Below are 26,054 nucleotides of genomic sequence, written 5' to 3'. Positions count from 1 at the left end.
GCCCGTGCTATTTCACCCGCGCACGCGCGGGCGGCAATTGCACGGCTGGCGGCTGCACCGGCGGCATGGGTTTGAACTTGGCGCAGTATATCTTGGCGCGCGTGTCGAAATACACGATCCGGCTGGCCGGCTTGGATTCCCGCACGGGATAGGCAGAAGTATCGATACGGGTGTAATGGTGACCCACCTGCGCAATGATGGCTTTTTCCAGATCTTCCGGTGGCGCTTCGGCCACGGCACCGACAAAGATGTAAGGGCTGGTATCGTCGCTGACCATCACTTCCGGTATCGTGATTCCCCACAGCGTAGCGCCGTCCGTCTTGAACCAGAACGCGCCGCCCTCGTGCTTGTAGGGCTCTTTAAAAAACTTCACCAGATAATTGTAGAAATACAGATTATCCGTGTGATCGCGGCACAGCACACCGTTACCGATGATGGTGCCGAAGGTGGTGGGCACGGCCTGCGCCATGCCGGCTTGCGCGGCCAGCGCCGCAGCCGCCAGCAGTAGCCGCCAGCGCGCCCCCATCAGGCTTTGGACAACCAGAGACGGTTGGCGCTGATGCGTGCCTTGGCCGTAGCAGGCAAGGCTTCGTAGCAACCGGGATGCTGTTTCAATGCGCCCTCGCGGATTTCCTTATGCAGACCATTCACGACAAAAACGTACAGCACCGAGCCGTCTTCCTTATTTTTTGTCCCCATATATTTAATCATGTGCGCTCTCCAGATACGTGCGCAGGTATTTCCCGGCAATACGTTTATAACGGCATTTAGTTGCCTGCAACTTTAGCCTATTGTTGGCAATAAATTTGTGATTCCTATTATGACAGTTTGAATTCAAATCACATACTGTTTCCACGCGTCAAAATGGCCGCTGTTGCAGGCAGGGCGTCACCGTTCAGGCGCGCATTTTTGCAGCTGATGCCGCAATTTGGCGCATTCGTCCCAAACTGCCTACGCGCCCACGGCCTAACCCTTATCGTTTCACCATCGCCACTACCGATGACCGAGACCATCATGAAGCCTACCTTCACCCCCGCCAAGCTGACTGCCGCCGTTGCTGCCACCCTGCTGCTGGCCGCCCTGCCCAGCCACGCCGACAACAAGACGGACAATAAGACCGACAACGCCAGCACCACGGAAAACCGTAACGTGGCCGCTTTCAGCAATATTGCCATTGATGGCCCGTTCCGCGTGATCGTCACCAACCAGCCCGGCAGCAGCATCGAACTGAGCGGCCTGCGCCGCCAGATTGCCGAAATTGAAACCAGCGTCAGCGGCGACACGCTGACCGTGCGCCAGCCACGCCACAAGAGCAAAGGCTGGACCTTCAACTTCAGCTGGAACAAGGAAAGCAAACCGCCCGTCACGGTGCGCATCAGCGCAGCGACTTTGAAAAGCCTGCGCAACAGCGGCAGCGGCGATATCGAACTGCAGAATATCCAGGGCCAGCAACTGACCGTGTATGCCGAAGGTTCCGGCGACATCTATGCCAACGGCAGCGTGCGCGACCTCACCGTGCAGGCGTCCGGCAGCGGCGACCTGCGCCTGCGCACGCTGAAAGCCGCCAGCCTGAACCTGACCATGAATGGCGCCGGCGATGTCGATGCGGCCGGCATGACACAGGATGTCAACCTGACGCTGAACGGCTCGGGCGACCTGCATCTGGGTGATCTGCATGCCAGCCGCATCAACGCCGCCCTACACGGCCCCGGTTCCGTCACGCTGAGCGGCAGCAGTGCCGAATTGCGTACGGAAATCACCGGCTCCGGCGATCTGGATGCCTGCACCCTCAGCACGGAAGCAGCCAGCGCCGCCCTGCGCGGTCCCGGCGAAGCCTGCATCTCCGGCAATCTGAAGAAATTCGATGGCGAAGTACGCGGTTCGGGTGACCTGACCGTACGCGGCCTGCAGGCCGCCAGCGTGCATGCCGTGCTGACAGGGCCGGGCAATATGATACTCAGCGGCAGCGTGGGCCAGCTGAATGCCGAGCTGAGCGGCTCCGGTGATCTGGAAGGCCAGAACTTGCAGGTGGGCCGTGCCATGGCACGTAGCCGCGGCCCCGGCAGCATCTACCTGAGCCGCGTGAGTGAAACGCTGGACGCGGAAATGAGTGGCTCGGGCGACCTCAGCGCAACGGCGGCCTGCAAGTCCGTCAAGCTGAGCATACAGGGCCCCGGCGACATCAAGCTCGATGGCCGCACCGAGCAACTGAGCGCACAATTGAACGGCTCAGGCAATCTGAATGCACGTCAGCTGCTGGCCCAGCAGACCGACATTCAGGTTCGCGGCCCCGGCAATGCGGTGGTGAATCAGGCCGGCCGCACAGCAGGCGAGCGCACCCAGCTGGTGACCTACGAACGCCGCGGCCAGCGCACCACCCAGTAAGTTACGCGAGTTCTTCTTGCGGGCAGGCCACGTGTCTGCCCGCCCCGCCTCCCCCGCAAGTCTCCCCCGCCGTACTACTTCCTCTCCCCCCCCTGCCTCAAGGTACTGCAAGCTAACCAGATGCAGACCAAAGTGGCATGCAAATACCACACTTGCACAATACGCCCGATTTTTCAAACTTCTGTTTGATTTCAATTACTTAGGAAAAATTCCGAGCATACAATTGCCAGTCCACTTCATTATTTTATAATACCAGTTAAATACCTGTTGACAAGCTGGTTTGCAAGCACCTATAGTGCCCTCAACGCCGGACTTCCACGGCGACTTACACAGATAATCATGATCGAATTCTTACTCGGGGTTGATGGCGGCGGCAGCGGCACCAGAGTACGTCTGGCACGTACTGATGGCATAGAACTGGCAGAGGGTGTGAGTGGTCCATCCGGCCTCATGCATGGCATCGCCAATGCGTGGAAAGCCGTCGAGGAAGCGGCTGCCATGGCCTACCGTGCGGCCGATCTGCCTGTCCCCGAGCGTCGCCACGTAGCCATCGGCCTCGGTCTGGCCGGCGTACACAATAAACAGTGGGCCGCCGAATTCGTCGCGGCCAATCCCGGCTATGCCCGCCTTGCGCTGGAAAGCGATGGCCATACCACCGTACTGGGCGCACACCGCGGCCAGCCGGGCGCCATCATCGCGCTGGGCACCGGCAGCGTGGGCGAAATCAAACGCATCGACGGCGTCCACGTAGAAGTAGGCGGCTGGGGCTTCCCTGCTGGCGACGAAGCCTCGGGCGCGTGGATGGGTCTGCGCGCTATCAACCATGTGCAGCAGGTACTCGATGGCCGCCAGCCAGCCGACGCTTTCAGCCACGACGTGGCACAAGCGTGCGGCGGCGAACGCACGGCCATCCAGAACTGGCTGGCACGCGCCAGCCAGACCAATTACGCCCAGCTGGCACGGCTGGTACTGCAGCATGGCGAGAACAACGAGGTCGCCCGCACCATCCTGCTGGAAGCGGGACGTCAGGTAGAACTGATGGGCAACGCGCTCGATAGCACGGGCACTCTTCCGATCGCCCTGTGCGGCGGCCTCGCTGCACCACTGCGCCCTTACCTGCCCGTCTCCATGCTGCGCCGTATCGTCAATCCGCAAGGCGATTCCGCCGCCGGTGCGCTGCGCCTGATCCAGCAGCACCTGAAAGGATGAGCCGGTGCTGAGCCAACTGCGCGATTTCCGTCCTGATGCCGATAGCGATACCCCGCTGTATGTGCAACTGGCGAACAAGCTGACCGACGGTATCGCCGCCGGCGACTGGCGCGTCAACGAAGCGCTGCCTTCCGAGCGCGTGCTGTCCGAGATGCTGACCATCTCGCGCGTGACGGCGCGCAAAGCCATCGACATGCTGTGCGAACGGGGCATGCTGACGCGCCGGCGCGGTTCCGGCACTTACATCACGCCCAAACTGGAACAGCCGCTGTCACGTCTGACCAGCTTCTCGGAAGAGCTGCGCGAACGGGGCTTCTCGGCCGGCTCGCGCTGGCTGCAACGCGAAATCGGCATCGCTTCACCCACCGAAGTGCTGTCGCTGGGACTGTCGCCGAATATGCCGGTGGCGCGCCTGAAGCGTCTGCGTACGGCCGACGATGTGGTGATGGCGATCGAAACCACCACCATTCCGGCCCAGTACATGCCGAATCCCCACAGCGTGCAGGATTCCCTGTACGGCTATCTGGAAGCCAATGGCACCATACCGATGCGCGCGCTGCAGCATATCCGCGCCGTCAACGCCAATGCCGAACAGGCGCAACTGGCCAGCATACCTGCGGGGGCAGCCATGCTGCACATTACCCGCGTCAGTTATCTCGACAACGGCGCAGCGGTGGAACTGACCCACTCGTATTGCCGCAGTGATTATTATGAATTCGTAGCGGAGTCGCGCAGATGAGCGATGCAATCAAGGGCAGCAACAGCATCAAGGGCAATATCCTCACCACGGCAGGCTGGGTGCACGGCGAGATCACGTTCACCCAGCGCGTCAGCGCCATACACGGCGATCATGCCGCCCCCGAGCTCAATAGCGACGATTACATCCTGCCCGGCTTTATCGACCTGCATGTACACGGCGGTGGCGGCAAGGATGTAATGGAAGGCGGCGACGCCATTCACACCATCGCCGCAGTCCATGCGCGCCATGGCACCACCAGCCTGCTGGCCACCACCATGACGGCGCCACCGGAAGATATCGAACAGGCGCTGCGTGGTATCCAGCGCGCCGTGCAGCAACGCGGCCAAGGTGAGGCGCGCGTACTGGGCGTGCATCTGGAAGGCCCGTTCATCAACTCCGGCAAGCTGGGAGCCCAGCCGCCGTATGCGCGCTCTGCCAAGCTGGCCGACGTGGAACAGCTGGAAGCACTGGCGCCGCTCAAACTGATTACCGTAGCGCCTGAACTGGAAGGCCATCTGGAACTGGTACGCGAACTGGCCGAGGCGGGCATGCGTGTACAGATCGGCCATACCCTGGGCAGCTACGAAGATGGCGTCGCCGCGCTCCAGCATGGCGCGCACGGCTTCACCCATCTGTTCAACGCCATGACAGGCCTGCATCACCGCGAGCCGGGCATGGTGGGCGCAGCGCTGGCGCATGCCCACTACGCCGAAGTGATTCCCGATTTACTGCACGTGCATCCGGGTGCCATCCGCACCGCGCTGCGCTGCATTCCGCAACTGTATTGCGTCACCGATTCAACCTCCGCTACGGGCATGCCCGATGGCGAATATATGCTGGGCCGCCACACCGTCATGAAATGCATGGGCGGGGTCAGGCTGGCCGACGGCACGCTGGCAGGCAGCACACTCACTATGGACCAGGCGCTACGCAACCTGGTCGGACTCGGCCTCGATCTGGCAGATGCCTCGGCACGGGTCTCAACCAACGCGGCCGACTATCTCGGCCTGCAAGAGCGGGGCCGTCTGGCTCCCGGCACCTATGCCGATCTGGTGGTGCTCGACCGTGACCTGAACCTCAAAGCCGTCTATATCGAAGGAGAATTGTTGTGACCTCAATGATGTTGAAAGAAGCCCTGTCCGCCGCTGATTGCGTAGCCCTGCAACTGGCCAGCGATGGCGAAGCCTACGCGGAGCTGGGCCGTAAATTGAGGAGCACGTCCTTCTCGACCGCGCTGACGATTGCGCGCGGTAGCTCGGACCACGCCTGCGCCTACGCGGCCTACCTGATCATGGCCCGTCTGGGCCGCGTGGTGGCATCGCTGCCGATGTCGCTGGTCACGCTGAACAAATCGCCGCTGATCACGCGCGACACGCTGGCCATCTCCATCTCGCAATCGGGCCAGAGCCCGGACGTGGTCGAGCCAATCAAATACTTCCGCGATGGCGGTGCTACCACCGTAGCCCTCGTCAACGATATCGAATCGCCACTGGCCCACGCGGCCGAATACGCGATTCCGCTGCGCGCCGGTAAAGAACAGAGCGTCGCCGCCACCAAGAGCTTCATCACCAGCATGGTGGCCGGTGCCCGTCTGGTCGCTGCATGGCAGAACGATCCGGAACTGCTGGCCGGTCTGGAAGCGCTGCCTGACTCGCTGCGCGCCGCCACCAAGGAAGACTGGAGCTCCGCCATCGAAGTGCTGGCACCAGCCCGCAACATCATGGTGGTCGGCCGCGGCATCAGCTTCCCTGTGGCTCTGGAAGCTTCGCTGAAATTCAAGGAGACATCGGCACTGCAGGCAGAAGCCTTCAGCGGCGCGGAAATCAAGCACGGCCCGATGGCGCTGATCGAAGACGGCTACCCGCTGGTGATCTTCGCCACCCGTGGCCCGACCCAGGCTGGCCTGCTGCAACTGGCCAGTGAAATGCGTGGCCGTGGTGCGCGCGTGCTGCTGGCGGCACCGGCCGATGTGGCCGAACGCGATCTGACCCTGCCAGTAGCGGCCACGCCGGATCTCGATCCTATCGTGGCAATTCAGGCCTTCTACGTCATGGCGGCACAACTGTCGGCAGCGCGTGGCATGGACCCGGATGCACCGCGCCACCTGAGCAAAGTCACCAAGACCAACTAAGCATTACCACGCCGCGCCACCATCCATGAGCATGCAGACCTTGCGCAAACTATCGGCCCTGCTCGTCGCGTGGATGGTGGGCTCGCTGGCCACGGCGGCTAGCCCTAGCCTGCCACCGGTCCAGAAGATCGAATTCTGGACCTTCAGCATGAAGCCCAAGTTCACCCCCTACTTCGAACAGCTGGTACAGCGCTACGAGCGCGACAACCCCGAGGTGAAAGTAGAGTGGGTCGACTTCCCGTGGGATATCATCCAGACCAAACTGGTCACCCGGATTGTTGCCGGCACCCCGCCCGCGCTGGTCAATCTCAACGTGCCATGGGCCGACGAATTTGCCCGCGACGGCCTGTTGCTGCCGGTGGACGGCCTGCTGGCCGACGCGCGTGCGCGCTACCTGCCCGGCACGCTGCAGGATCTGACCTTCGGTGGCAAGACCTACGGCTTCCCCATGTATAGCAACGTGGCGGTGATCACCTACAACACCGAAATTTTCAAGCAGGCTGGCATTACCCGCGCCCCGCGCGACCTAGATGAACAGCTGCTGTTTGCACGTCAGATCGCGGCCCGCACAGGCAAGGCCGGTCTATGCCCTGCCCTGTCGAAGATTGACGGCCTGATGATGCAGCAGGGTCTGCCCCTGCTCCGCGATGGCAAAGCCGTATTCAATTCGCCCGCCCATGTGGCGCTGATCCGCAAGCTGGCGGAAACCTATCGCGCCGGTGGACTGCTCAAGGATGCCCTGTTCGCCGAGGATAACTTCCCCGCCGCCATCGACGCCTACAAAGGCGGCCGGCTCGGCATGCTGCTGGCACCGCCCACGGCCGTGCGCCGGATCGAAACGGACGCCAAGGATATCTACGCCATTACCGACGTGGCCCCTGCGCCGCTAGGCCCTACCGGCATCGCCGATGGCGGCTGGCTGGTGCATTTCGCCGTGCCGAAAAATGTCAGCCCTGCGCTGCTGCCTGCAGTGGGCAAGTTCGCCCGCTACCTGACCAACGACGCCAACCAGCTGGCCTTCGCCAAGCAGGCCAGCGTATATCCTGCCATGGCGCAGGCGGCCAACGATGCCTTCTTCACCACCGTGCCTGCTGGTGCCGGCGCGGCCGAAAAAGCTGTGGCCGCCGGTGCCGTCTCGATGCCCCACTCCCACACCATGTACGTAGCCGGCATCGACGATTACGATGAACTGCGCCGCTACTTGGTGAAAGCCGTGGAAGCGGGCGTGACGGGCAAGCAGGATATCCGCCTCGCGCTCGATCAGGCCGTGCAGCAGTGGAACCGCAAACTTGCCAGCCTGCGGAGCCACTGAGATGCGTAACCTGACTGCATGGCTGTTCCTCGCACCAGCACTGGCATTGCTGGCGGTGTTCTCGTTCTGGCCCGTGGCCTTCGGTTCGCTACTGGCCTTTACCGACTATAGCCTGATCCGCGAGACGCACTGGGTAGGTCCGGATAACTTCCGCTACATCTTCAACAACGAGATGTTCGTCACCGGCCTGAAAAACTCGCTGGTGTTTTTGCTAATGGTGCCGTTCGTGCAGATCGGTGCACTGAGTCTGGCCGTGCTGGTGAATAATCAGCTACCCGGCATCCGCTACTTCCGCGCCGCGTTCTATGTGCCCGTAGTGACCACTGTCTCCGTGGTCGGCATCATGTGGGGCTTTATGTTCCACGAACAGGGTGCGCTCAACTACGTGCTGATGCTGTGCCGTCTGGTCGATGCGCCCGTAGGCTGGCTGTCCAACGACAGTCTGGCGCTGTTTGCCATCATGTTCGTCACGCTGTGGCGCGGGCTGGGCTGGTATATGGTGATGTATCTGGCCGCGCTGCAGGCCGTGCCGGCCGATATGCAGGAAGCCGCCATTCTCGATGGCGCAAGCCGCTGGCAGCGTTTCTGGAAAATCACCGTCCCCATGCTGCGCCCTACCATCATGGTATGCGCCATTCTGTCCGTGCTGGCCGCGCTCAAAGCCTATCAGGAAGTCGATGTGCTGACGCAGGGCGGCCCCATGAACTCCACCTTCACGGGCCTGTACTACGCCTACGATCAGGGACTCAAACACCTGAAACTGCCGCGCGCACTGGCGGCCAGCTTCGTCATGTCGGTGTTCTGCATAGGCATAGCCCTGCTGTGCCTGCGCTACCTAAAACCCAAACACCGCCCATGAAGACGCCCTTGAAAACACTCGCCCACTATCTGCTGCTGAGTGCACTGGCACTGGTGTGCGTATTCCCGTTCTGGTGGACGCTGGTCACGGCGCTGTCTACGGAAGGGAATATCTTCGCGTTCCCGCCGACGTTCTGGCCACGCGAGCCATCACTGGCGAACTTCATCGCCGTGTTCGACACCCTGCCTATGGCTACCTTCCTCGGCAACTCGCTGCTGATCGCAGCCTGCACCGTGTTCTGGAAACTGGCGCTGTGTTCCGCCGCCGCGTATCCGCTTGCGCGCATGCAGTTCAAAGGCCGCAAGCTGGTGTTCGGCCTGATTCTCGCCACGCTGGTGCTGCCGTCGGAAGTGAATTTCCTCGTCAACTTCATCACCGTCACCAAACTCAGTCTGGTCGATACCTACACGGGTGTGATCCTGCCGAATGTCGTCACGGCAGTCGCCATCCTGCTGCTCAAGCAGGCCTTCGAAGAAGTGCCGCAGGATCTGATCGATGCGGCCCGCGTGGACGGCGCTTCGGAGTGGACTATCTTCTATAAAATCATGCTGCCACTGATCGCACCGTGGCTGGCCACGGTCGGCATCCTGACGGCGGTGGAAGCATGGAATGAATACATCTGGCCATCCATCGTGATGAGCAAGCCAGACCAGTTCCCGCTGTCGGTCGGCGTGCTGTATTTACGCGGCACGTTCGGCAGCAGCACGCGCGTGATCGCCGCCGGCACCGTGCTTACCATACTGCCTACCCTGGCAGCCTTCCTCTTTACTCAACGATTCTTCATGCGCGGCATGGATGGAGCAGTGAAATGACCTTAACCCCACAAGTAACCCAAGACCAGTTGCGCAAGCTGGCCGGCCAGCTGATCATGATCCGCTTCCCCGGCACCACGCTCGATGCCGCCACCGCTGATTTCCTCAAGACTAACGGCATCCGCGCCGTCTGTCTGTTCCGCGGCAATATGACGGACTCCGTCCAACTGGCCAAGCTGACGGCCGACCTGCGCGCCGTGATGGGCGACGAAGCCCTGATCGCCATCGATCAGGAAGGCGGTGCCGTGGTGCGCTCGACATGGGTGCCAGCACCACCGGCGGCCATGGGCCTCGGCGCAGCCAACGACCTCGATCTGAGCTACCGCACCGGCGCCGCCGTGGCGCGCGCCGTCAAAGCACTGGGCTTCAACTGGAACTTCGCTCCCGTGCTGGACCTGAACAACAATCCGCACAACCCCGTCATTGCCGAACGTTCGTTTGGCGCCGAGCCGGTGCGCGCAGCCGAACTGGCGATGGCATGGATGGCCGGCTCGCACGCCGAAGGCGTAGCCTGCTGCGTCAAGCACTTCCCCGGCCATGGCGATACCAGCGTGGATTCGCACCGCGATCTGCCCACCGTGGACAAGCCGGTGGCCGAACTTGAACGCATGGAACTGGCGCCGTTCCGCATCGCCGCCGGTGCTGCACCGGCCATGATGACGGCGCACATCGTCTACCCGACGCTGGATGCCGACAATCCGGCCACCATGTCGCGCCGCATCCTGACCGGCCTGCTGCGCGAGGAATGGCAGTATCAGGGCATCATCATCACTGACGGCATGGACATGCACGCGATTGCCGGCCGCTATGGCGTGGGCAATGCCGCCGTGCGCGCACTGACCGCCGGTGCCGACATGGTGATGGCACTGGGCACCACGGAAACGCAGGAAGAAACCCTGAACGCCATCGCCGCCGCTATCGCTTCGGGCGAAATCACCCAGGCCGACATCCAGCGCCGTCTGGCACGTCTGGGCGCACTGGCACAGGCTTACCCGTGCAAGCAGCGCTCCTACAAGGAAGATGCCAGCGACCGCCGCATCATGGCCGAAGGCTGGCAGCGCAGCCTGACCGCCTACGGCGCGCCACAGCGCCCGCCAGCAGGTGCACGCGTGCGTCTGGTGGCACGGCAGGATGTGGTCAGCGATGGCGTTTCGGAAGCTGGCGTACCGGCCGCCGTGGTGGCCGATTCGCTGCGCACCCTGTACGACGTGGAACTGGTGACCTACGACGATGCCGACAGCTTCGACTGGAACAGCCTGCCCGACGATGGCCGCTACACCATGCTGGCTTCTACTTCGCGCCTGCGCTATGGCGACAACGCCCGTAACAACTGGAAGCCCGACCTGCATCTGGCGCTGTGGAACCCGTATCAGGCGCTCGACATTCAAGCCCCTGCCCTGATGACCTACGGCTTTGCCCAGCCCGCACTGGAAGCGATTAACCTGTGGCTGTCCGGCACGCTGGAAGCCAGCGGCCGCGCACCGGTCGGCGGCTTCGCATAAAAAAATCTGAGGGGAGACACCACATGGAACACAGCACACCCGCCGTACGCAATCCGAAATTCTGGGTGCCCAGCCTGTATCTGGCGCAGGGCCTGCCTTTCTTCGCCGTCATGATCGTGGCGAACCAGATGCTCAAGAGTATGGGCGTGCCCAACGACGAGCTTAATCACTGGACGGGGCTGATCGGCTTTGCGTGGGTGTTCAAACCATTGTGGAGTCCCTTCCTCGAACTGGCCAGCAGCAAGAAGCTGGTGGTGGTCAGCTTCCAGATTCTGGGCGGTCTGTGTCTGGGCGGCGTGGCGCTGTCGCTGCATACGCCGTTCTGGTTTGCTGCCGTGCTGACCATGCTGGGACTGGTGGCGATTTCCGCCGCCACCCACGATATCGCCTGTGATGGCCTGTACATCACCAGCCTCGATGAAAAAGGTCAGGCAGCTTACGCCGGCTGGACCGGCACCTTCTTCAATGCCGGCAAATTCTTTACCACGGGCGGCTTGCTGCTGCTGGCTGGTCACTTCGAGAAATCCATCGGCGTAGTGCCGGCATGGACGATTAGCTACTGCATCCTTGCCGCCATCATGGTTACGCTGGGGCTGTACAACAGCTGGGCGCTGCCGCTGGCGAAGAACGCCACCAGCGATGAACACAATGCGGCAGCGATTGCCCGCACGCTGTGGCAAGTCATCGTCGAATTCTTCCGCAAAAAAGGCATCTGGGTTTCCATCATCTTCATCATCCTGTTCCGCGCCGGCGAAGCACAGGTACAGTCGATCGGCCCGCTATTCCTGCGCGAAGCCCGTCATCTGGGTGGCCTTGGCCTGAGCACGGCCGAAGTGGGTGCCGTCTATGGCACCGTGGGCACGGTGGCCTTTGTGGTGGGCAGTATCGCCGGTGGCTACTTTACGTCGTGGCTCAGCCTCAAGCGCGCCATTCTGTGGCTGATACTGGCCGTGAACCTGCCGAATCTGGCCTTCTATCTGCTGTCCGTATTCCAGCCCACCGAACTGTCCGTAATCGGCGTGGCCCTGAGCGTAGAGATGTTCGGCTACGGCTTCGGTTTCGTCGGTCTGATTCTGTACATGATGCAGGTGGTGGCACCGGGCAAATACCAGACGGCCCACTATGCGTTCGCCACCGGTGTGATGCAGCTGGGCTTCGTGCTGTTCAAATTGTTTAGCGGCGACATCCAGCTGGCACTGGGTTACCGCAACTTCTTCGTGTGGGTGATGGTGTGCGCCGTGCCGGTGGCCGTGCTGTCGCAACTGATTCCTATGGCGGCCCGTCCACAAGACGATGAAGCCGCAGCGGAAGGCTCACCCGCCGCGGCCAGTGCAGGTTGACTCCATGGCCAGTGTCAGTCTCAAACAGATCGTCAAGCATTACGATAAAACCGCCGTCCTGCACGGCATCGACCTCGATATCGCCGACGGCGAGCTGATGGTGTTCGTCGGCCCGTCCGGCTGCGGCAAGTCCACTCTGCTGCGCATGATCGCCGGTCTGGAACAGATCAGCGGCGGCGATCTGCACATCGGCGGCATACGTGCCAACGATATCGCACCGGCCCAGCGCAAGCTGGCCATGGTGTTCCAGTCATATGCGCTGTATCCGCACATGACGGTGTACGAGAATATGGCGTTTGCCCTCAAGCTGGCCGGCCACAAGGCTGCTGCCATCGACGAAGCCGTGCAACGTGCGGCGGCCACGCTGCAGATCACCCAGCTATTACAGCGCAAACCGTCCGAACTATCGGGTGGCCAGCGCCAGCGCGTAGCGATAGGCCGCGCCATCGTGCGCACGCCGGAACTGTTCCTGTTCGACGAGCCGCTCTCGAATCTGGATGCCAGCCTGCGCGTGCAGATGCGGGTGGAAATCAGCCGGCTGCACCGCGAACTGCAAACCACCATGATCTACGTCACCCACGATCAGGTGGAAGCCATGACGCTGGGCCAGCGCATTGCCGTGTTTAACGGCGGCCGTATCGAGCAGGTGGGCACGCCGCACCAGCTATACAACCATCCGGCCAACCTGTTCGTGGCCGGCTTCCTCGGTACGCCCAAGATGAACTTCATCAGTGCCGAGGTAATCGCCAGCAGCGGCGAACAACTGAACCTGCTGCTACCCGGTGGCGCCATCATTGCCGTCGCCAGCGGCGCCAGAAGCAAGGCCAGTTGCGGCCAGCGGGTGACGCTGGGCGTGCGCGCCGAGCACCTGCGCCTTGCACCAGCGGCCGGTCACAACACGGTGGAAGTGCGCATCGGCCATATCGAATATCTGGGCGACCAGTCCATCGTCTACGCCAGTCTGGATGGCGGCAGCGAACTGATTGCAATCCGCGCACCGGCCGATGCCGCCGCGCTGCAAGCAGGCCAGCGGGCCTATCTGCAACTGCCTGTGTTGCAGTGCCACATTTTCGACGCCAGCGGTCAGGCGCTTGCTAGCAGCGCACAGCACGCTTGATTTCAGTTTTTCCTCGCGTTTTATGTAACAATACGCGGGTTTACTCCGTCGCGACGGCAGGGCCTACCAGCCCGATCGCTCAATTGTTTGATAGAAGGATAATTCATGTCCCATATTCGTTTCGCCCGTCTTAGTCTGCTGCTGGCCGCCATCGGCCTGAACGCTGCCCCTACCCTGCTGGGCATGAGCCCTGTCGTTGCTGCGGAAGCGGCCAAAGCGGCCGAGCCGCCTAAGGACACCATCCGTCCGGAAATCTTCAAACTGATCGATCCAGCCCAGACCAAAGTCCTGCTGGACAATAAGAACTTCGCCGAATTCCAGAGCCGCATCGACCAGTCGGCCGCCATGGCCAACGTCACCCCTTACGAGCAGTTCATTCTGAACCAGATGCGTGTGCAACTGGGTCAGGCTTCGTCCAACCACGAAATGAGCGTGAAAGCGCTGGCTGAAATGGTGGAATCGGGCCGTCTGACGCCAGAAAACAAACTGCGCTTCATCGATGCTATCGCCGGCATCTACTACAGCAATATCAAGGACTACGATCAGGCCATTACCTGGTTCAACCGCTACGGCACCGAATCGGGCGACACCCAGAAGCAGCGCCAGTACATCGTACGTTCGATGTTCTTCAAGAACGACTTCGCCGGCGCCAAGGCAGAAGTGCTGAAGGACGTAGAAGCCGCCAAGAAGACCGGCATCGCGCCACCGAAGGATGAACTGAACCTGCTGGGTAACATCGGTATCAAGACCAAGGATACCGAGCTGTATCTGCAGGCCGTGGAAGAACTGACACGCTACTACGCAACCCCGGACTACTGGTTCGACCTGCTGAACCGTACTCGCGGCAAGAAAACCTACTCGACCCGCTTCGATCTGGATGTGGCGCGTCTGAAGGCGCTGGCTGCGCCATCGAAAATGGAAACCGAAGACTATCTGGAACTGGGTGATCTGGCCGTGCTGGGTGGCTTCTTCACCGAAGGTAAAGTCGCGATGGACAAAGCCTATCCTAACGGCGTCCCTGCCGGTAAAGACAAGGCCGTGATCCAGAAGGTGAAAGACAGCGCCGACAAGGGCGCTGCCGACGATGCGAAAAACATCGACAAAGGTATCGCTGCTGCACAGAAGTCGAAAGACGGCGTGGGTCTGGTCAATCTGGGCTACAACTACATCGCACTGGGCCAGTTCGACAAAGGTATCGACCTGATGAAACAGGGTATCGCCAAAGGCGTCGCGAAGAATCCTGAAGACGCCAAACTGCGTCTGGGCTACGCGCTGGCACTGGCTGGTCAGAAGGAAGAATCGATCAAGCTGCTGGAAACCATCACCGGCAATGACGGTCGTGCCGATCTGGCGCGCTACTGGATCATGTACCAGAACCCGCCTAAAGCTGCTGCCGAAGCCAAGTAATCACAGCTTGCAGTAACCGCTAGCGCAATCATTCTGCGGCCGGATCTTCCGGCCGCAGTGCTTTTCAGCCTCGATACAAGTCAGAACTTGAGGCGCCAGCCTGCGCGATTAGCCAGCGCCGTCAGCCCCATCATCGCCAGCGTCATCGCGGCAGCGTTCAGCAAGCCTGCCGCACCGCCCTGCTGCCAGTATGGCCACCACCAGCGCGGCATATGCAGCAGCGCCATCAACTGTTCCCACAGATCGGGCGCAATATACGCAAACAGCGCATTGCCGCCAGCGGGCAGCAGCAGCCAGCACCAGCGCCGCCATTGCAGAATATCGATCAGCACATAGAACACGATGAACATGGCCAGTACCAGGCCCGAGCACACCAGCGTGTAGGACTCGGTTGCATGGATCTTGTTAATGCCGTGATAGGGGCGCAGCAGCAGGCCCGCCCCAAACAGGGACAGCGCCAGCCACGCCAGCGCCCGCGCGCGCTGCCACGGCGTGGCCGCAGCATTGGTCAGCAACAGGGTGGCCAGCACGCCGGCCAGCATATTGGCGGACGTCGAGCCTAGCACTTGCGGCACATTCACCAGATCGCCCAGCGACGCGGGAATTGCCAAGGCACCGGCCGTGCCGCCCATGTACAGCACCAGCAGACCAGCCAGCGCGCCCGTCAGCGCCATGGCACTACCGCCAGTAGCCAGATACAGCAGACTGCAGACCAGATAAGCCCAGCCTATCATGCCCAGTATGCCCCACCAGCCGTGATGCAGATGCACGCTGGGGAAATCAGCATCGGGCTGGCCGCGGAATAGCAGCAGCAAGGCCAGCATCAGGGCCGCGCCCAAGCACACCTGCCAGCGCGCACCGCCCTGCCGCCACAACAGCAGCATGGACAGATAGAACAGCACCATGTACGCAGCGCGAGGCAGTAGCGCCTGCGCATCGTAGCGGTAAGCATTGGCTAGCACCACGCCTGCCACCATCAGGCTGAAGGCGCGCCAGCACAGACGCGCCAGCAAGGCCGGTGTGACCTGCCCCACGGCACGGCGCAGCGCCAGCGGAATCGCCATGCCGGCGATGAACAGGAAGCCGGGGAATACCAGATCAGGCAGAGTGATGCCGTCAGCGCGCGGCCCCGCGTGTTCCAGCCAGTAGGGAATGCCCGCCATGCCGGCCAGATAGTTCACCCAGATCATGGTGAGAATCACGAAACCACGGAAGGCGTCAAGACTGAGCAGGCGCACTGCGGTGCCGCTGCCGCTGCCGCTGCCGATGCTACTGTTGCCGATGCTGGTGGCAAGATGGACGGTCATTGCGGCTATACCTTCACGTACCACTGGCGCTTATCCATCAGCCAGCCGACCATCCAGCACAGCAGCATGAAGCACAGCGCATACATCAGCGAGGCCACCTGCGGCGCTGCCAGCGACTGGAATAGCTGCTGGTATATCCACGTGTAGCCATCCACCGCACCGACACGCATACGCACCAGCACCACCACCGCCAGCTCCGACAGCAAGTAGATGAATAGCGTATTCTTGCCGAACACCTCGAAGAAGTAGGTCCAGCCACGCTGTCCGCGCACTTCAATGGCATACACCAGCAGCGCCAGCACCAGCAGATCCAGACCTACCGTTAGCAGCACGTAGGAACTAGTCCATAACTTTTTATTCAGCGGCAGCACCAGCTGCCAGCACAGTGCCAGCAACACCAGCAGCACGCCCGCCTGCACCATGCGGCGTAAGGTCGCCACACCCGTGCCTTGCTGAAGCAGCATGCGTCCCGTGAAATAGCCGGCCAGCAGATTCACCGTCGCGGGCAGCGTGCCGAGCAAGCCTTCCGGATCGAATGGCACACCCTCCCCTTGATACAGGTGGGAGGCGCCAAGCAGCCACAGGTCAAACTTGGCGGGTGCATTGCCCGCCAGCGTCAGATCACCCAATGCCAGCAGCAGCCACCAGTAGCCCAGCAACGCCAGCACGCAATACAGCACGGCACCGCGCAGCCCCCAGAAATTCAGAATCAGGGTGGCCAGCAGCGAACACAGCGCGATACGCTGCAGCACACCGGGGATGCGGGTGCCAGCCAGCGGTATCAGGCCCCAGCTACCGCTCGCATCCTGCGTCACAAACGGGAACCAGAACAGCAGAAAACCCAGCAGGAAAATGATGGCATTGCGCTTGAAAGCCTTGCGCAGCACGGCGCCATGGCCTTGTGCCGCGTAACGCGGCACGGCAAAACTCAGCGCATTCCCCACCACGAACAGAAAGGTGGGGAACACCCAGTCGGTAGGCGTGAAGCCATGCCATTGCGCGTGCAGCAGCGGCGCAAACACATGGTTCCAGTCGCCCGGCGTATTCACCACGATCATCAGCGCGACCGTCAGGCCACGCAATACATCCAGCGCCAGCAGCCGTTTCATTGCTTGGCCTCCGTCGGCGCCGCCCCCATCGCACGCAGATAGGCGCCTGCGGGCACACCGTTCATACCGCTGCACAGCGCATCCGCGCCCGCTACGGGCTGGCGGCACGGCGTGTCACGATCGAGCGACCAGAAATGCAGGCCGGCCATCTTGTACTGCGCTACGGCGCGCGCCAGCAACTGCATATCCGCCACGGTGAACACGTTCTCCACTACGTCATTCACACCCAGCATGGGCGTCAGTTCGATCTGCTGATAGGGAATGCCATACTTGCGATGTACATTGTGCGCCGCCTGCAGCGCCGAGCGCCCCATATCGCAGCGCCCCTTGCGTACCACGCAGGCCTTGCGCGCTGCCGGGCCATAATCCATCACCATCAGATTGAAGGTGTAGTTACGCAGGCCATGCTGGCGTACTGCCTTGAGCACAGTCTCGCCCAGCGTATTCAGGCTGTGCCGGCTGCCATCGGAAGCGGCATGGGTGGCCACCGTAAAGCTGTAGCGCAGCGCGGGGCGGTGCTGCTGTGCCACTTTGGCGCGCCCTACCAGCGCATCGATCTGCGCTGGCGTCTGGCCTTCTTCGATATCGAAATCAATGCCCAGCAAAGCGGGCGATTCGTAGCGGCTGATGAAGCGCTCCATGCCTTCATCACTGGCGCAGGTGAACATGTGACCCTGCCCGCCGGTGGAGACGATGTAGCCGATGCCGGCCTGCGCGAACGCCGCCACATTGGCGGCCGCAATCTGCGCACCGCTCACGCTCCCCCAGACTTCTTCGCCGCACTCGCCGCTGGCAAAAGCCCAGCTCAGGGCGGCGCGCCCAAAGCGGCTGGCGCCGTCGGCCAGATACGGCAGGCGCACACCGTCCGGCGCTACCGTGATCACGGGCGCGGCATCATCCTGCCACTGCGCCAGATGTTTGTATGCGCTGAATACCACGGGTGGTGCACTGTCTGGCACAGCGACGGCAGCGGGAGCCGCAGTGGTTGCAACAGTGGTTGCAGAAGCTGCTGCGCAAGTGAACAGCATGGCGCCAGCAGCAGCCAGCGCAGGCAAAGAGAGTCGACGCATTTTTAATCCTGTCATACAAAGAAAAAAGGCTGCCGGCACCAGTGCCGGACAGCCTCGCTTAATCACGGCCTGCCATGTCAGACATGGCGGACCGGATCAGTCATGCCATTAGAACTTGACGCGCAGACCACCGTACACGGTCTTGCCGTTTTTGTACACGCCAGCGATCTGGGTAGTGTCGGTCTTGTACACGGTCATCAGCGGATCGTTCAGGTTCTGCGCTTCCACGGTGAACATCACGTTCTTGTTCAGGGTGTAGTTCAGCGCGATGTTGAGCGAACCGTTAGGGCTCTGGAAGTAGTCAGCGCCGCCGCGGTTACCCAGCTTGTAGGCCGAACGATGGCTGTAAGCGATACGTGCGCTGAAGCGGTCATCTTCGTAGAAGGCGCCTACGTTGTAGGAGTCTTTGGAAGTGCCGTACAGGGTGCAGTCTTCGCCAGCTTTACCGTTGCAGGTGCCGGTTGCCAGTTTGTCGGTCTGTTTGCCATCCGAGTAGGTGTAGTTACCCGATACGCCGATGCCGCCCCAGACGTTCTGCTCGTACGCCAGATTGAAGCCATTCAGCTTGCCGTTGGTGTTGACCGGAGCCGAGATGTCGTAGTTGGCGATCGCGCCCTGTTTCGATGCATCAGCGTATGGCAGGATGCTGTGGCCATAAGCGATCACACCTTTCAGGTCGCTGCTGAAGATGCCAGCGGACAGCAGTGCTTTAGGAGCGAAGTACCATTCCACGCTCAGATCCAGATTGTTGCTGCGGATTGGGCTCAGGTATGGGTTGCTGCCAACGCCGTTGTGCTGGGTGTCGCGCAGGTCGTTGCCGGCCAGCTGACCGAAGTCAGGACGCGACAGACCACGGTTCACGGCGAAGCGGGCGATCAGGTCTTTGGTAACGTCAGCACGCAGGTTCAGGCTAGGCAGTACGTCGTTGAAGGTCTGCTCGTACTGTGGCTTGCCGCCTGGCAGGAATGCGTGGATATCCATCTTGGTGCGCACCAGACGTACACCGACATTACCGCTGACATTCTCGGAAGGCTGCAGGTTAGCCATGAAGTAGCCAGCGCTGGTGTCTTCCTTGATGTTGAACTCTTGCTGGGTAGCGTGGGTGTTGAAGGTAGCGTACTGCGCTACCCACGATGCCACGTACTCGTTGCTGATCTTGAACGGGTTGAAGCCAGGGGTCGGGTTGACTGGCAGGTTGCCGTACCAGTTAGAACCGTAGTTACCGATGGCGCTTTCAGGAATCTGCTTCTCGTCATCTGCACCTTTACCCAGGGTCATGCCCATTTTCTGCAGATCGCGCTCGTGTTTAGCGAAACGCACACCGAATTTAACCGATGGAACGAAGTCCGAAGCCAGTTTCAGGTCAGCATCCACCTGGCCATACGATTCTTTGTCGGTCGACGAGGTGTAGCTACCCCAGCCGCCGATGCCGCCACCGTTACGTACGAACTTGTCGCCGCCCGGTACGTTCAGCACGAAGATACCATCGCTGGTCAGCGAGTAGCCGGCGCCTTGATTCCAGCCGCTCAGCACTTCGAAACCGACGTCCTTGGTCTTGCCGCTGCCGCTGGTGTGGCCCAGTTTGCTGGTCAGGGTCAGGTCATCGCTGACTTTCCATTTGGCATCGAAGTTCAGGAACTTCGAATCGGTCTTAGCGTCAGGACGTGCAGCCACGTCTTCCACCACCGACCATGCGCCAGCCGAGTTCGCACCGAAAGCGTTCTTGTCGAAGAAGATAGAGGTGACGGTGTTACCAGCAACGGTGTAGGAACCGGTTGGTTTCACGGCATTGCCATTCCAGCCAGGGCCATTGAAGGCATTGATGGTGTCAGCCATGTAGTTGGTGTTGTAGTTCTTCGCGTCGACGGTCGACAGGAAGCCCGACAGGTCCAGGGTTACATTGCTTTGTGGTTTCCACTGGGCTTCCAGATAGCCACCGTTACGCTTACGTTCCTGTTCGAACAGCACAGCGCCGCTCAGCAGGGAAACGTTTTTGCCAGCCAGTGCCGGGTCTGGGTAGTTAGCACCAGCCTTGTCCCACCACACGCCTTCCGAACCGGCGCGTTGCAGCTTGCGCGACTGCGAGAACACCTGGGCCAGAATACCGAAGGTGTTGTCTTCATTTTTCCAGTTAGCCAGTGCGGTGATCGCTGGATCGGTCGATTTGGCAGCGGTCGAGTAAGCTGCTTCGATGGAGGCCGACGTGGTCAGACGGTCTTTGAATTCCAGTGGTTTGCGGGTCTGGATGTCCACGGTACCGGCTGCGCCGCCTTCGATCAGGTCAGCTTGCGACGATTTGTGCACCACGATGCGGCCTACCAGATCGGATGGCAGCAGGGTGTAGGAAACGCTGCGGCCACCGGCCGCGATGTTAGGACCGTACCAGTCACCGCTGGAAACGGTGTGGCCGTTCAGAGTGGTCAGGGTGAACTGCGAGGATAGGCCGCGCAGCTGTACGTGTTCGTTCTCGCCGAACGAACCTTCAGCCGAACCGGCGCTGGTGGTGGTCACGCCAGCCACGCGCGACAGCGAGTCAGCCACGTTTTTGTCCGGCATTTTGCCGATGTCTTCCGCGGTGATGACTTCCACCAGCGATTCCGCATTTTTCTTCTGGTTCAGCGACTGCTGCAGCGAAGCGCGGATACCGGTCACGATAACGGTGGTCGGTTCTTCTTTAGCTTGCTGAGCCTGAGCCGACATGGCCACGCTCATGGCCAGCATGGCCACGGCTGCAGCGATCGGCTTCATGCGCTGTTCTGCGGTGAAATTACCTTTCATATACTCCCCCTTTGATTGGTGGCTTCTCTAAGCCAGTCCAGGTTAAACGTAGATCTCAGAAGCAGTTGGTTGCCGCCGCAACTTCCTGCAGATCCCTTCTTTGCAACCACTTACAAAACCAATTTAACGCCAATATACTCCAGACCAATACCAGAACACTACCAGTTTTCGATATTTTTCTTCATGTTGTATGAACAATACATACCACTTTGTTGCTTTCTGTCACAGAGAAGAGGCGTAGCGGTGGTCTAATGTGATAAGACCAGTGTAATACCGCACAACTGGTCTTTTTTGGTATTATTTTCCAACAAACCAGACGGAGACCACCGGGTATGAATGCGCTAGCACAGATCATGCAGAAGTTGGGAGAAAACAACAGCCAGCCCCTGTATCTGCAGCTGCAGCGTGCCTTGCGCAGCGCCATCGACAGCAAACTGTTCGGCAAAGATGGCGCCCTGCCCGCCGAGCGTCAGCTGGCCAGCGAACTGGGGCTGTCGCGCATCACGGTGCGCAAAGCCATTGATGGACTGGTGGAAGAAGGCCTGCTGGTACGCCGGCCCGGCTCGGGCAACTTCGTCAATACGCGGATAGAAAAGAACTTCGCCAAACTCAGCTCGTTCTCGGAAGACATGCGGGCGCGGGGACGCCAGCCGCACAGCGTCTGGCTCAAGCGCAGCGAAGGCATCGTCGCGCCGGAAGAAGCGCTGCGGCTGCGGCTCAGTCCGGGAACGCTGGTGTACCGCTTTCACCGCATCCGTTATGCCGACGACGTCCCGGTCTGCCTCGAATACGCCACCTTGGTGGGCAGCAGCCTGCCGGCGCTGGACGCCGTGCAGGATTCGCTGTATGCCGCGCTGGAGCAGGCCGGCAACCGTCCCGTACGCGCCTTGCAGCGCCTGAGCGCCCTGCTACTGACGGGCGAACAGGCCAGCCTGCTGCAGACCGCCCGCGGCGAAGCGGGGCTGGCGGTCGAACGGCTCGGCTTTCTGCGCGACGGCCGCGCCATCGAATTCTGCCGCTCCTACTTTCGCGGCGACCTATACGACTTCGTCGCCGAACTCAACGCCACTTAACCCTGGGGTCAGGTCGGGCAAAGTGCAGGTGTCAGGTCGGGCAGTTGTGCAGCCTCGACCGTGAGTCGTTCCGCTCTATCCGAGCGCCTCTGCCGGTTGAGGAACTTCAAAGCCGCTTTCGCGCGCTCAGCTACATTGCGCCTATGACCCGACCTCTCCGAATCGAATTTGACGGTGCTCTGTATCACGTAACGACACGTGGGGACCGCTGCGAATTCATCTATCAGGACGACATTGATCGCCGTTGTTGGCTGGATATACTGACGCATGTATGCGAGCGCTTTGATTTTGTCATCTATGCATACTGCATGATGGGCAACCATTTTCACTTGCTGATCGAAACCCGCAAGGCGCATCTCGCCCACGGCATGCGCCAGCTGAATGGCATCTACTCACAAACTTTCAATCGCCGCCATCAGCTCGTTGGACATGTATTCCAAGGGCGCTACACGGCAATACTGTGCGAAAAGGAATCGTATTTGCAGGAGCTGGCGCGCTATATCGTGCTTAACCCTGTACGTGCCAAACTGGTTGAGTCCGTAGAGGAATGGAACTGGAGTAGCCACCGGTACGTCATGGGCGCCGCTCCATGCCCGCAATGGCTCAATACAACTGCTTTGCTCGCACATTTCGGCAACGATCTGCAGCGTGCGCGAGAGTCTTACCATGAATTCGTACAGCAGGGGCTAGGTGCCGGCCGCCCTATGGAGCAACTGCGTCACCAGCTCCACCTGGGCGAACTTGCGCCGCAGGTACAGGCTGAAAGCGTCGATGCCGCCCTACATTCGCGCGAGATTCTGCGCACCCAGAAAGGCGCTTTGCATCCCCAGCTCAGCGAATACTTTACGGCTAGCCAGAGTACCGAAACTGCCATTATTCAAGCGCATCAGTCGTTAAGTTTTTCCATGAATGAAATAGCGCGCCATTGCGGCTTCTCGCGCCGCAAGGTAGGCCGGATTATCCGCGCCCACCTCAACAAACAATAACTCCAAACCTCGGCAGCAGTTCACCATGGCAACTTGCCCCCCATGCCCGACCTGACACCTGCACTTTGCCCGACCTGACCCCAACTATTTCTTGCGGGCGTCGCCGGCTGTCACGACGGATAGACGGGATGGATCGATGGCTTTGCGGAAGGCCGCGTTGACTTGCGCTAGTGTGGCGGCACGCAACTTGGCTTCATAGGCTTTGCTCCAGCTATAGCTGCGCTTGAGGAACAGATTATTCGACCAGCCCGCCGCTACGATGCCATCCTGCGCACGGTTCTGGGCGCGCTGCTGCAGCAATCCCGATTTGGCGCGCGCCAGCTCCTGCGCGGTGAAGCCATCTTTGACGGCACGCTCGAGTTCCTGCTGGATTGCCGCCGCGAGCTTTTTCAGATTCTGCGGCGCGGCGATGGCTTCGATAGTGAAGCTGCCCGCCTTGTCCAGCTGCCCTGCCTGCACGGCGCTGCCGCCGCCATACGATAGCCCATCCTTCTGACGGATGCGGTCCATCAGACGCGATTTCAGGCCGCCATCACCGAAGATGTAGTTGGCCAGTTCCAGCAGCGGCATATCCTCATCGTCAAGATTCAATGCCAGCGGCAGGCGCGCCATGTACACGCCATTTTCCTTGTCTGGCGTATCGATGAAGCGTTGCAGCGGCGCCGGATCGGCATTGCTGCGCAGTAGCGGCGCATACGCCACCTTGCTGTCCCACTGCTCAAAGGCACTCGCTACCACTGGCTTGATAGCACCCGCATCGAAGTCGCCCACGATCGCTAGTTCGCCATGACTGGCGCCGTAGTACTGGCGATGGAAGGCCACCACCTGCTCCAGCGTGAGCGCCTTGACGGCGGCCAGCAATTCGTCAGTGCTCATGGTGGCACGCGGATCGCCTTTCGGGTAATGGGCAAAGTGCTGCTCCAGCGCGTTTTGCGCCAGTGTCTGTGGTTCGTTGCGGGAGGCTTCGATAGCTACCAGCCACTGCTGGCGCAACTGCTCGAACTCGGTCTGCGGGAAGCTGGCTTCTTTCAGCACATGGGCGACCAGTTGCAGCGCTGCTGCCAGATGGGGGCCAGTCGTCTCGAACTGGTACAGGCCACCGGAAATCTTCAGTTCCGAGAACGCATCGGCCAGTTGCTGACGGGTGTACTGGCTGGTACCGCGCGTCAGCATTTCATTGGCCACGCTGGCGACGATGGCCTGATCGAACAGGTTTTTCTCGTCGCCCCAGTGTAGCTGTAAATTCACGGAAACCGCCGCACCACGGTTCTTCTTCGGCAGCAGCGCCACTTGCAGGCCACCGATATTCAGGCGTTCGGTGCGCGCATCGATATTGTCCTGATCGGGGTTGAACACTTCCGCCGTCAGCGCGCTGCTCTGCCCTTTGAAATCGCGCAGCACCTGTGCCACCGGCGGCGCTGGCGGGATCTCAGCGCGCTGCGGCGCATCTTCCGGCACAAAAGTACCGACGACGCGGTTATCGCGTTTCAGATAGCGGCCGGCAGCCGCCGCTACCTGCTGCGAGGTAAAGCTCGGTAACTTGTCGCGCCCCTGGAACAGTAGCCGCCAGTCGCCCAGCGCGATTTCTTCCGACAGGCTCACGCCCACGCGCTGCGGATCATTCAGGGCTTTCTCGATGCCGTTGGCGAAGCTACGGCGCGCCCGTGCCATCTCTTCTTCCGTGGGCGGGGTGCTGGCAAAGCTCTCAACTGCGGCAATTAGCGCATCGCGTACGGGCTCCAGCGGCTCGCCCACTTTCACCACGGCGCCCATCATCTGCAGCCCCGGCGCATAGCCGGTCTGGCCATAGCTGAACACCTGCGCTGCCTTGCCCGTTTCTACCAGCGCCTTATGCAGGCGGCCGTTCGGTGTATCACCCAGAATTTCGGACATGAAGCTCAGCGCATCGCTATCCTCCTGCAGCGCCGACGGTACCTTGTAGCCGACCACCACCAACTGCATATCACCTTTACGGCGCACCACGAAACTGCGCTCGCCGTCCTGTACCGGCTCCACCGTCCAGAACGGCGGCAGGCTGCGCTTGGGCTTGGGGATTACGCCGAACTGCTTGCTGATCCATGCCAGCGTGCTGGCCGGATCGAATTTGCCTGCCACCAGCAGCACGGCATTATCCGGCTGGTAGTAAGTGCGGTAGAACGCCTGCAGATTCTCGATGCGCACGTTTTCGATATCGCTGCGGTTGCCGATGGTCGAGCGGCCGTAGCTATGCCAGTCATAAGCCACGCTCTGCATGCGCTTGAGCAGCACGCCGAACGGATTATTCTCGCCGCTCTCGTACTCGTTGCGCACCACCGTCATTTCCGTATCCAGATCCTTGCGCGCCACCTTGGAGTGCACCATGCGGTCCGCCTCCATCGCCAGCGCCCATTTCAGATTGTCTTCGCTGGCCTGAAACACTTCGTAGTAGTTGGTGCGGTCGAGCGAGGTGGTGCCGTTAAACTCCATGCCGCGCTGGGAGAACTCCTGCACGATGGATGGATTTTTCGGCGTGCCTTTAAACAGCATGTGCTCAAGCAAATGGGCCATGCCCGTTTCGCCATAGTTCTCGTGGCGCGAACCCACCAGATAAGTCACATTCACGGTGACGGTCGGCTTGGAAGCATCCGGGAACAGCAGTACTTTCAGGCCATTGGGCAGGCGGTATTCGCTGATACCATCGGTCGCAGGCCCCGCCACTACGCCTTGCGGCAAAGCGCTGGCGGCCCATGCCGAGCCGGTGGCATAGGTGGATAGGCCGCACAGCAGCAGGCTGGCGGCAGCGCAGGATTTCAGGCGGCTGCAGTTCATGGAAGCTCTCGCAAATTCTAGGAACGTGCAGCATACGCCGAGCGCGACGCGGCGGCTAGAAGCTTAAGCTGAATTTAATGGCAATACAGCGCCTGAGCCCAGGCGCTGGC

The 26,054-nt window shown here is 60.9% G+C and carries 21 protein-coding genes; 14 read left to right on the top strand and 7 right to left on the bottom strand.

The genetic code is table 11. The features are described 5' to 3' along the window. Positions 1 to 7 precede the first annotated feature (7 nt). Both ABNT42_RS19560 and ABNT42_RS19555 read right to left on the bottom strand, forming a co-directional pair. Complete coding sequence (locus ABNT42_RS19560) at positions 8 to 526, bottom strand: hypothetical protein (RefSeq protein ID WP_348699792.1); 519 nt, start codon at positions 524 to 526, stop codon at positions 8 to 10. Continuing rightward, entirely contained in the window at positions 526 to 699 is a 174-nt protein-coding gene (locus tag ABNT42_RS19555) for a hypothetical protein (RefSeq protein WP_348699790.1), read from the bottom strand. The genes ABNT42_RS19560 and ABNT42_RS19555 overlap by 1 nt, the downstream gene beginning before the upstream one ends. Before the next feature lie 315 nt (positions 700 to 1,014). On the opposite strand from ABNT42_RS19555, the gene ABNT42_RS19550 reads away from it, so the two are divergent. The 12 genes from ABNT42_RS19550 (at position 1,015) to ABNT42_RS19495 (ending at position 14,813) form a co-directional block, all read left to right on the top strand. Beyond that, the gene (locus ABNT42_RS19550; protein WP_348699788.1) at positions 1,015 to 2,385 is read left to right on the top strand and encodes a DUF2807 domain-containing protein; all 1,371 of its coding nucleotides are present in this window, start codon (positions 1,015 to 1,017) and stop codon (positions 2,383 to 2,385) included. Positions 2,386 to 2,724: 339 nt separating this feature from the next. After that, on the top strand, positions 2,725 to 3,594 hold the full coding sequence (locus tag ABNT42_RS19545) for a BadF/BadG/BcrA/BcrD ATPase family protein (RefSeq protein ID WP_348699787.1): 870 nt from the start codon (positions 2,725 to 2,727) through the stop codon (positions 3,592 to 3,594). Positions 3,595 to 3,598: 4 nt separating this feature from the next. Further along, positions 3,599 to 4,333 carry a GntR family transcriptional regulator gene (locus ABNT42_RS19540; protein WP_348699785.1) on the top strand — a complete coding sequence of 245 codons (735 nt, stop codon included), beginning with the start codon at positions 3,599 to 3,601 and terminating at the stop codon, positions 4,331 to 4,333. Then, on the top strand, positions 4,330 to 5,445 hold the full coding sequence (nagA, locus tag ABNT42_RS19535; protein ID WP_348699784.1) for an N-acetylglucosamine-6-phosphate deacetylase: 1,116 nt from the start codon (positions 4,330 to 4,332) through the stop codon (positions 5,443 to 5,445). The genes ABNT42_RS19540 and nagA overlap by 4 nt, the downstream gene beginning before the upstream one ends. 5 nt (positions 5,446 to 5,450) lie before the next feature. After that, a complete protein-coding gene (locus ABNT42_RS19530) occupies positions 5,451 to 6,464 on the top strand; it encodes an SIS domain-containing protein (RefSeq protein ID WP_348700132.1) in 1,014 nt (337 codons plus the stop codon). A 25-nt stretch (positions 6,465 to 6,489) separates the two neighbouring features. After that, entirely contained in the window at positions 6,490 to 7,776 is a 1,287-nt protein-coding gene (locus tag ABNT42_RS19525; RefSeq protein ID WP_348699781.1) for an extracellular solute-binding protein, read from the top strand. Position 7,777: 1 nt separating this feature from the next. Beyond that, complete coding sequence (locus ABNT42_RS19520; protein WP_348699779.1) at positions 7,778 to 8,635, top strand: sugar ABC transporter permease; 858 nt, start codon at positions 7,778 to 7,780, stop codon at positions 8,633 to 8,635. Between the two features lie 8 nt (positions 8,636 to 8,643). Further along, positions 8,644 to 9,447, top strand: a complete 804-nt coding sequence (locus tag ABNT42_RS19515; protein ID WP_348699778.1) for a carbohydrate ABC transporter permease — start codon at positions 8,644 to 8,646, stop codon at positions 9,445 to 9,447. Next, complete coding sequence (gene nagZ, locus ABNT42_RS19510) at positions 9,444 to 10,949, top strand: beta-N-acetylhexosaminidase (protein WP_348699776.1); 1,506 nt, start codon at positions 9,444 to 9,446, stop codon at positions 10,947 to 10,949. The genes ABNT42_RS19515 and nagZ overlap by 4 nt, the downstream gene beginning before the upstream one ends. 23 nt (positions 10,950 to 10,972) lie before the next feature. Further along, positions 10,973 to 12,289, top strand: coding sequence for an MFS transporter (locus ABNT42_RS19505; protein ID WP_348699774.1), 1,317 nt, complete (start codon positions 10,973 to 10,975; stop codon positions 12,287 to 12,289). Positions 12,290 to 12,293: 4 nt separating this feature from the next. Then, positions 12,294 to 13,406, top strand: a complete 1,113-nt coding sequence (gene ugpC, locus ABNT42_RS19500) for a sn-glycerol-3-phosphate ABC transporter ATP-binding protein UgpC (RefSeq protein ID WP_348699773.1) — start codon at positions 12,294 to 12,296, stop codon at positions 13,404 to 13,406. Positions 13,407 to 13,511: 105 nt separating this feature from the next. Then, the gene (locus ABNT42_RS19495) at positions 13,512 to 14,813 is read left to right on the top strand and encodes a hypothetical protein (RefSeq protein ID WP_348699770.1); all 1,302 of its coding nucleotides are present in this window, start codon (positions 13,512 to 13,514) and stop codon (positions 14,811 to 14,813) included. An 80-nt stretch (positions 14,814 to 14,893) separates the two neighbouring features. Here ABNT42_RS19495 and ABNT42_RS19490 read toward each other — a convergent pair whose 3' ends face one another. The 4 genes from ABNT42_RS19490 to ABNT42_RS19475 all read right to left on the bottom strand — a co-directional run bounded on the left by ABNT42_RS19490 (position 14,894) and on the right by ABNT42_RS19475 (position 21,077). Continuing rightward, positions 14,894 to 16,120 carry a DUF5009 domain-containing protein gene (locus tag ABNT42_RS19490; RefSeq protein WP_348699768.1) on the bottom strand — a complete coding sequence of 409 codons (1,227 nt, stop codon included), beginning with the start codon at positions 16,118 to 16,120 and terminating at the stop codon, positions 14,894 to 14,896. A gap of 5 nt (positions 16,121 to 16,125) precedes the next feature. After that, the gene (locus ABNT42_RS19485; protein ID WP_348699766.1) at positions 16,126 to 17,229 is read right to left on the bottom strand and encodes a heparan-alpha-glucosaminide N-acetyltransferase domain-containing protein; all 1,104 of its coding nucleotides are present in this window, start codon (positions 17,227 to 17,229) and stop codon (positions 16,126 to 16,128) included. Beyond that, positions 17,226 to 18,299 (bottom strand): glycosyl hydrolase, encoded by a 1,074-nt coding sequence (locus ABNT42_RS19480; protein WP_348699764.1) that lies wholly within the window; start codon positions 18,297 to 18,299, stop codon positions 17,226 to 17,228. Before ABNT42_RS19480 ends, ABNT42_RS19485 begins: the two co-directional genes overlap by 4 nt. A gap of 108 nt (positions 18,300 to 18,407) precedes the next feature. Next, on the bottom strand, positions 18,408 to 21,077 hold the full coding sequence (locus tag ABNT42_RS19475; RefSeq protein ID WP_348699762.1) for a TonB-dependent receptor: 2,670 nt from the start codon (positions 21,075 to 21,077) through the stop codon (positions 18,408 to 18,410). A 332-nt stretch (positions 21,078 to 21,409) separates the two neighbouring features. Between ABNT42_RS19475 and ABNT42_RS19470 the strand changes: the two genes are divergently transcribed. Both ABNT42_RS19470 and ABNT42_RS19465 read left to right on the top strand, forming a co-directional pair. After that, positions 21,410 to 22,150 (top strand): GntR family transcriptional regulator, encoded by a 741-nt coding sequence (locus tag ABNT42_RS19470; RefSeq protein ID WP_348699761.1) that lies wholly within the window; start codon positions 21,410 to 21,412, stop codon positions 22,148 to 22,150. 143 nt (positions 22,151 to 22,293) lie between these two features. Next, a complete protein-coding gene (locus tag ABNT42_RS19465) occupies positions 22,294 to 23,136 on the top strand; it encodes a transposase (protein WP_348699759.1) in 843 nt (280 codons plus the stop codon). 84 nt (positions 23,137 to 23,220) lie between these two features. On the opposite strand, the gene ABNT42_RS19460 is transcribed toward ABNT42_RS19465, so the two are convergent. Further along, complete coding sequence (locus ABNT42_RS19460) at positions 23,221 to 25,944, bottom strand: pitrilysin family protein (RefSeq protein ID WP_348699757.1); 2,724 nt, start codon at positions 25,942 to 25,944, stop codon at positions 23,221 to 23,223. Between the last annotated feature and the right edge of the window lie 110 nt (positions 25,945 to 26,054).

Source organism: Duganella fentianensis (genome assembly GCF_964031615.1).
GTDB classification, from domain to species: Bacteria; Pseudomonadota; Gammaproteobacteria; order Burkholderiales; family Burkholderiaceae_D; genus Rugamonas; species Rugamonas fentianensis_A.
Note: the sequence above shows the minus strand (reverse complement) of the source record. Positions and strands in the feature narration are given on the sequence as shown.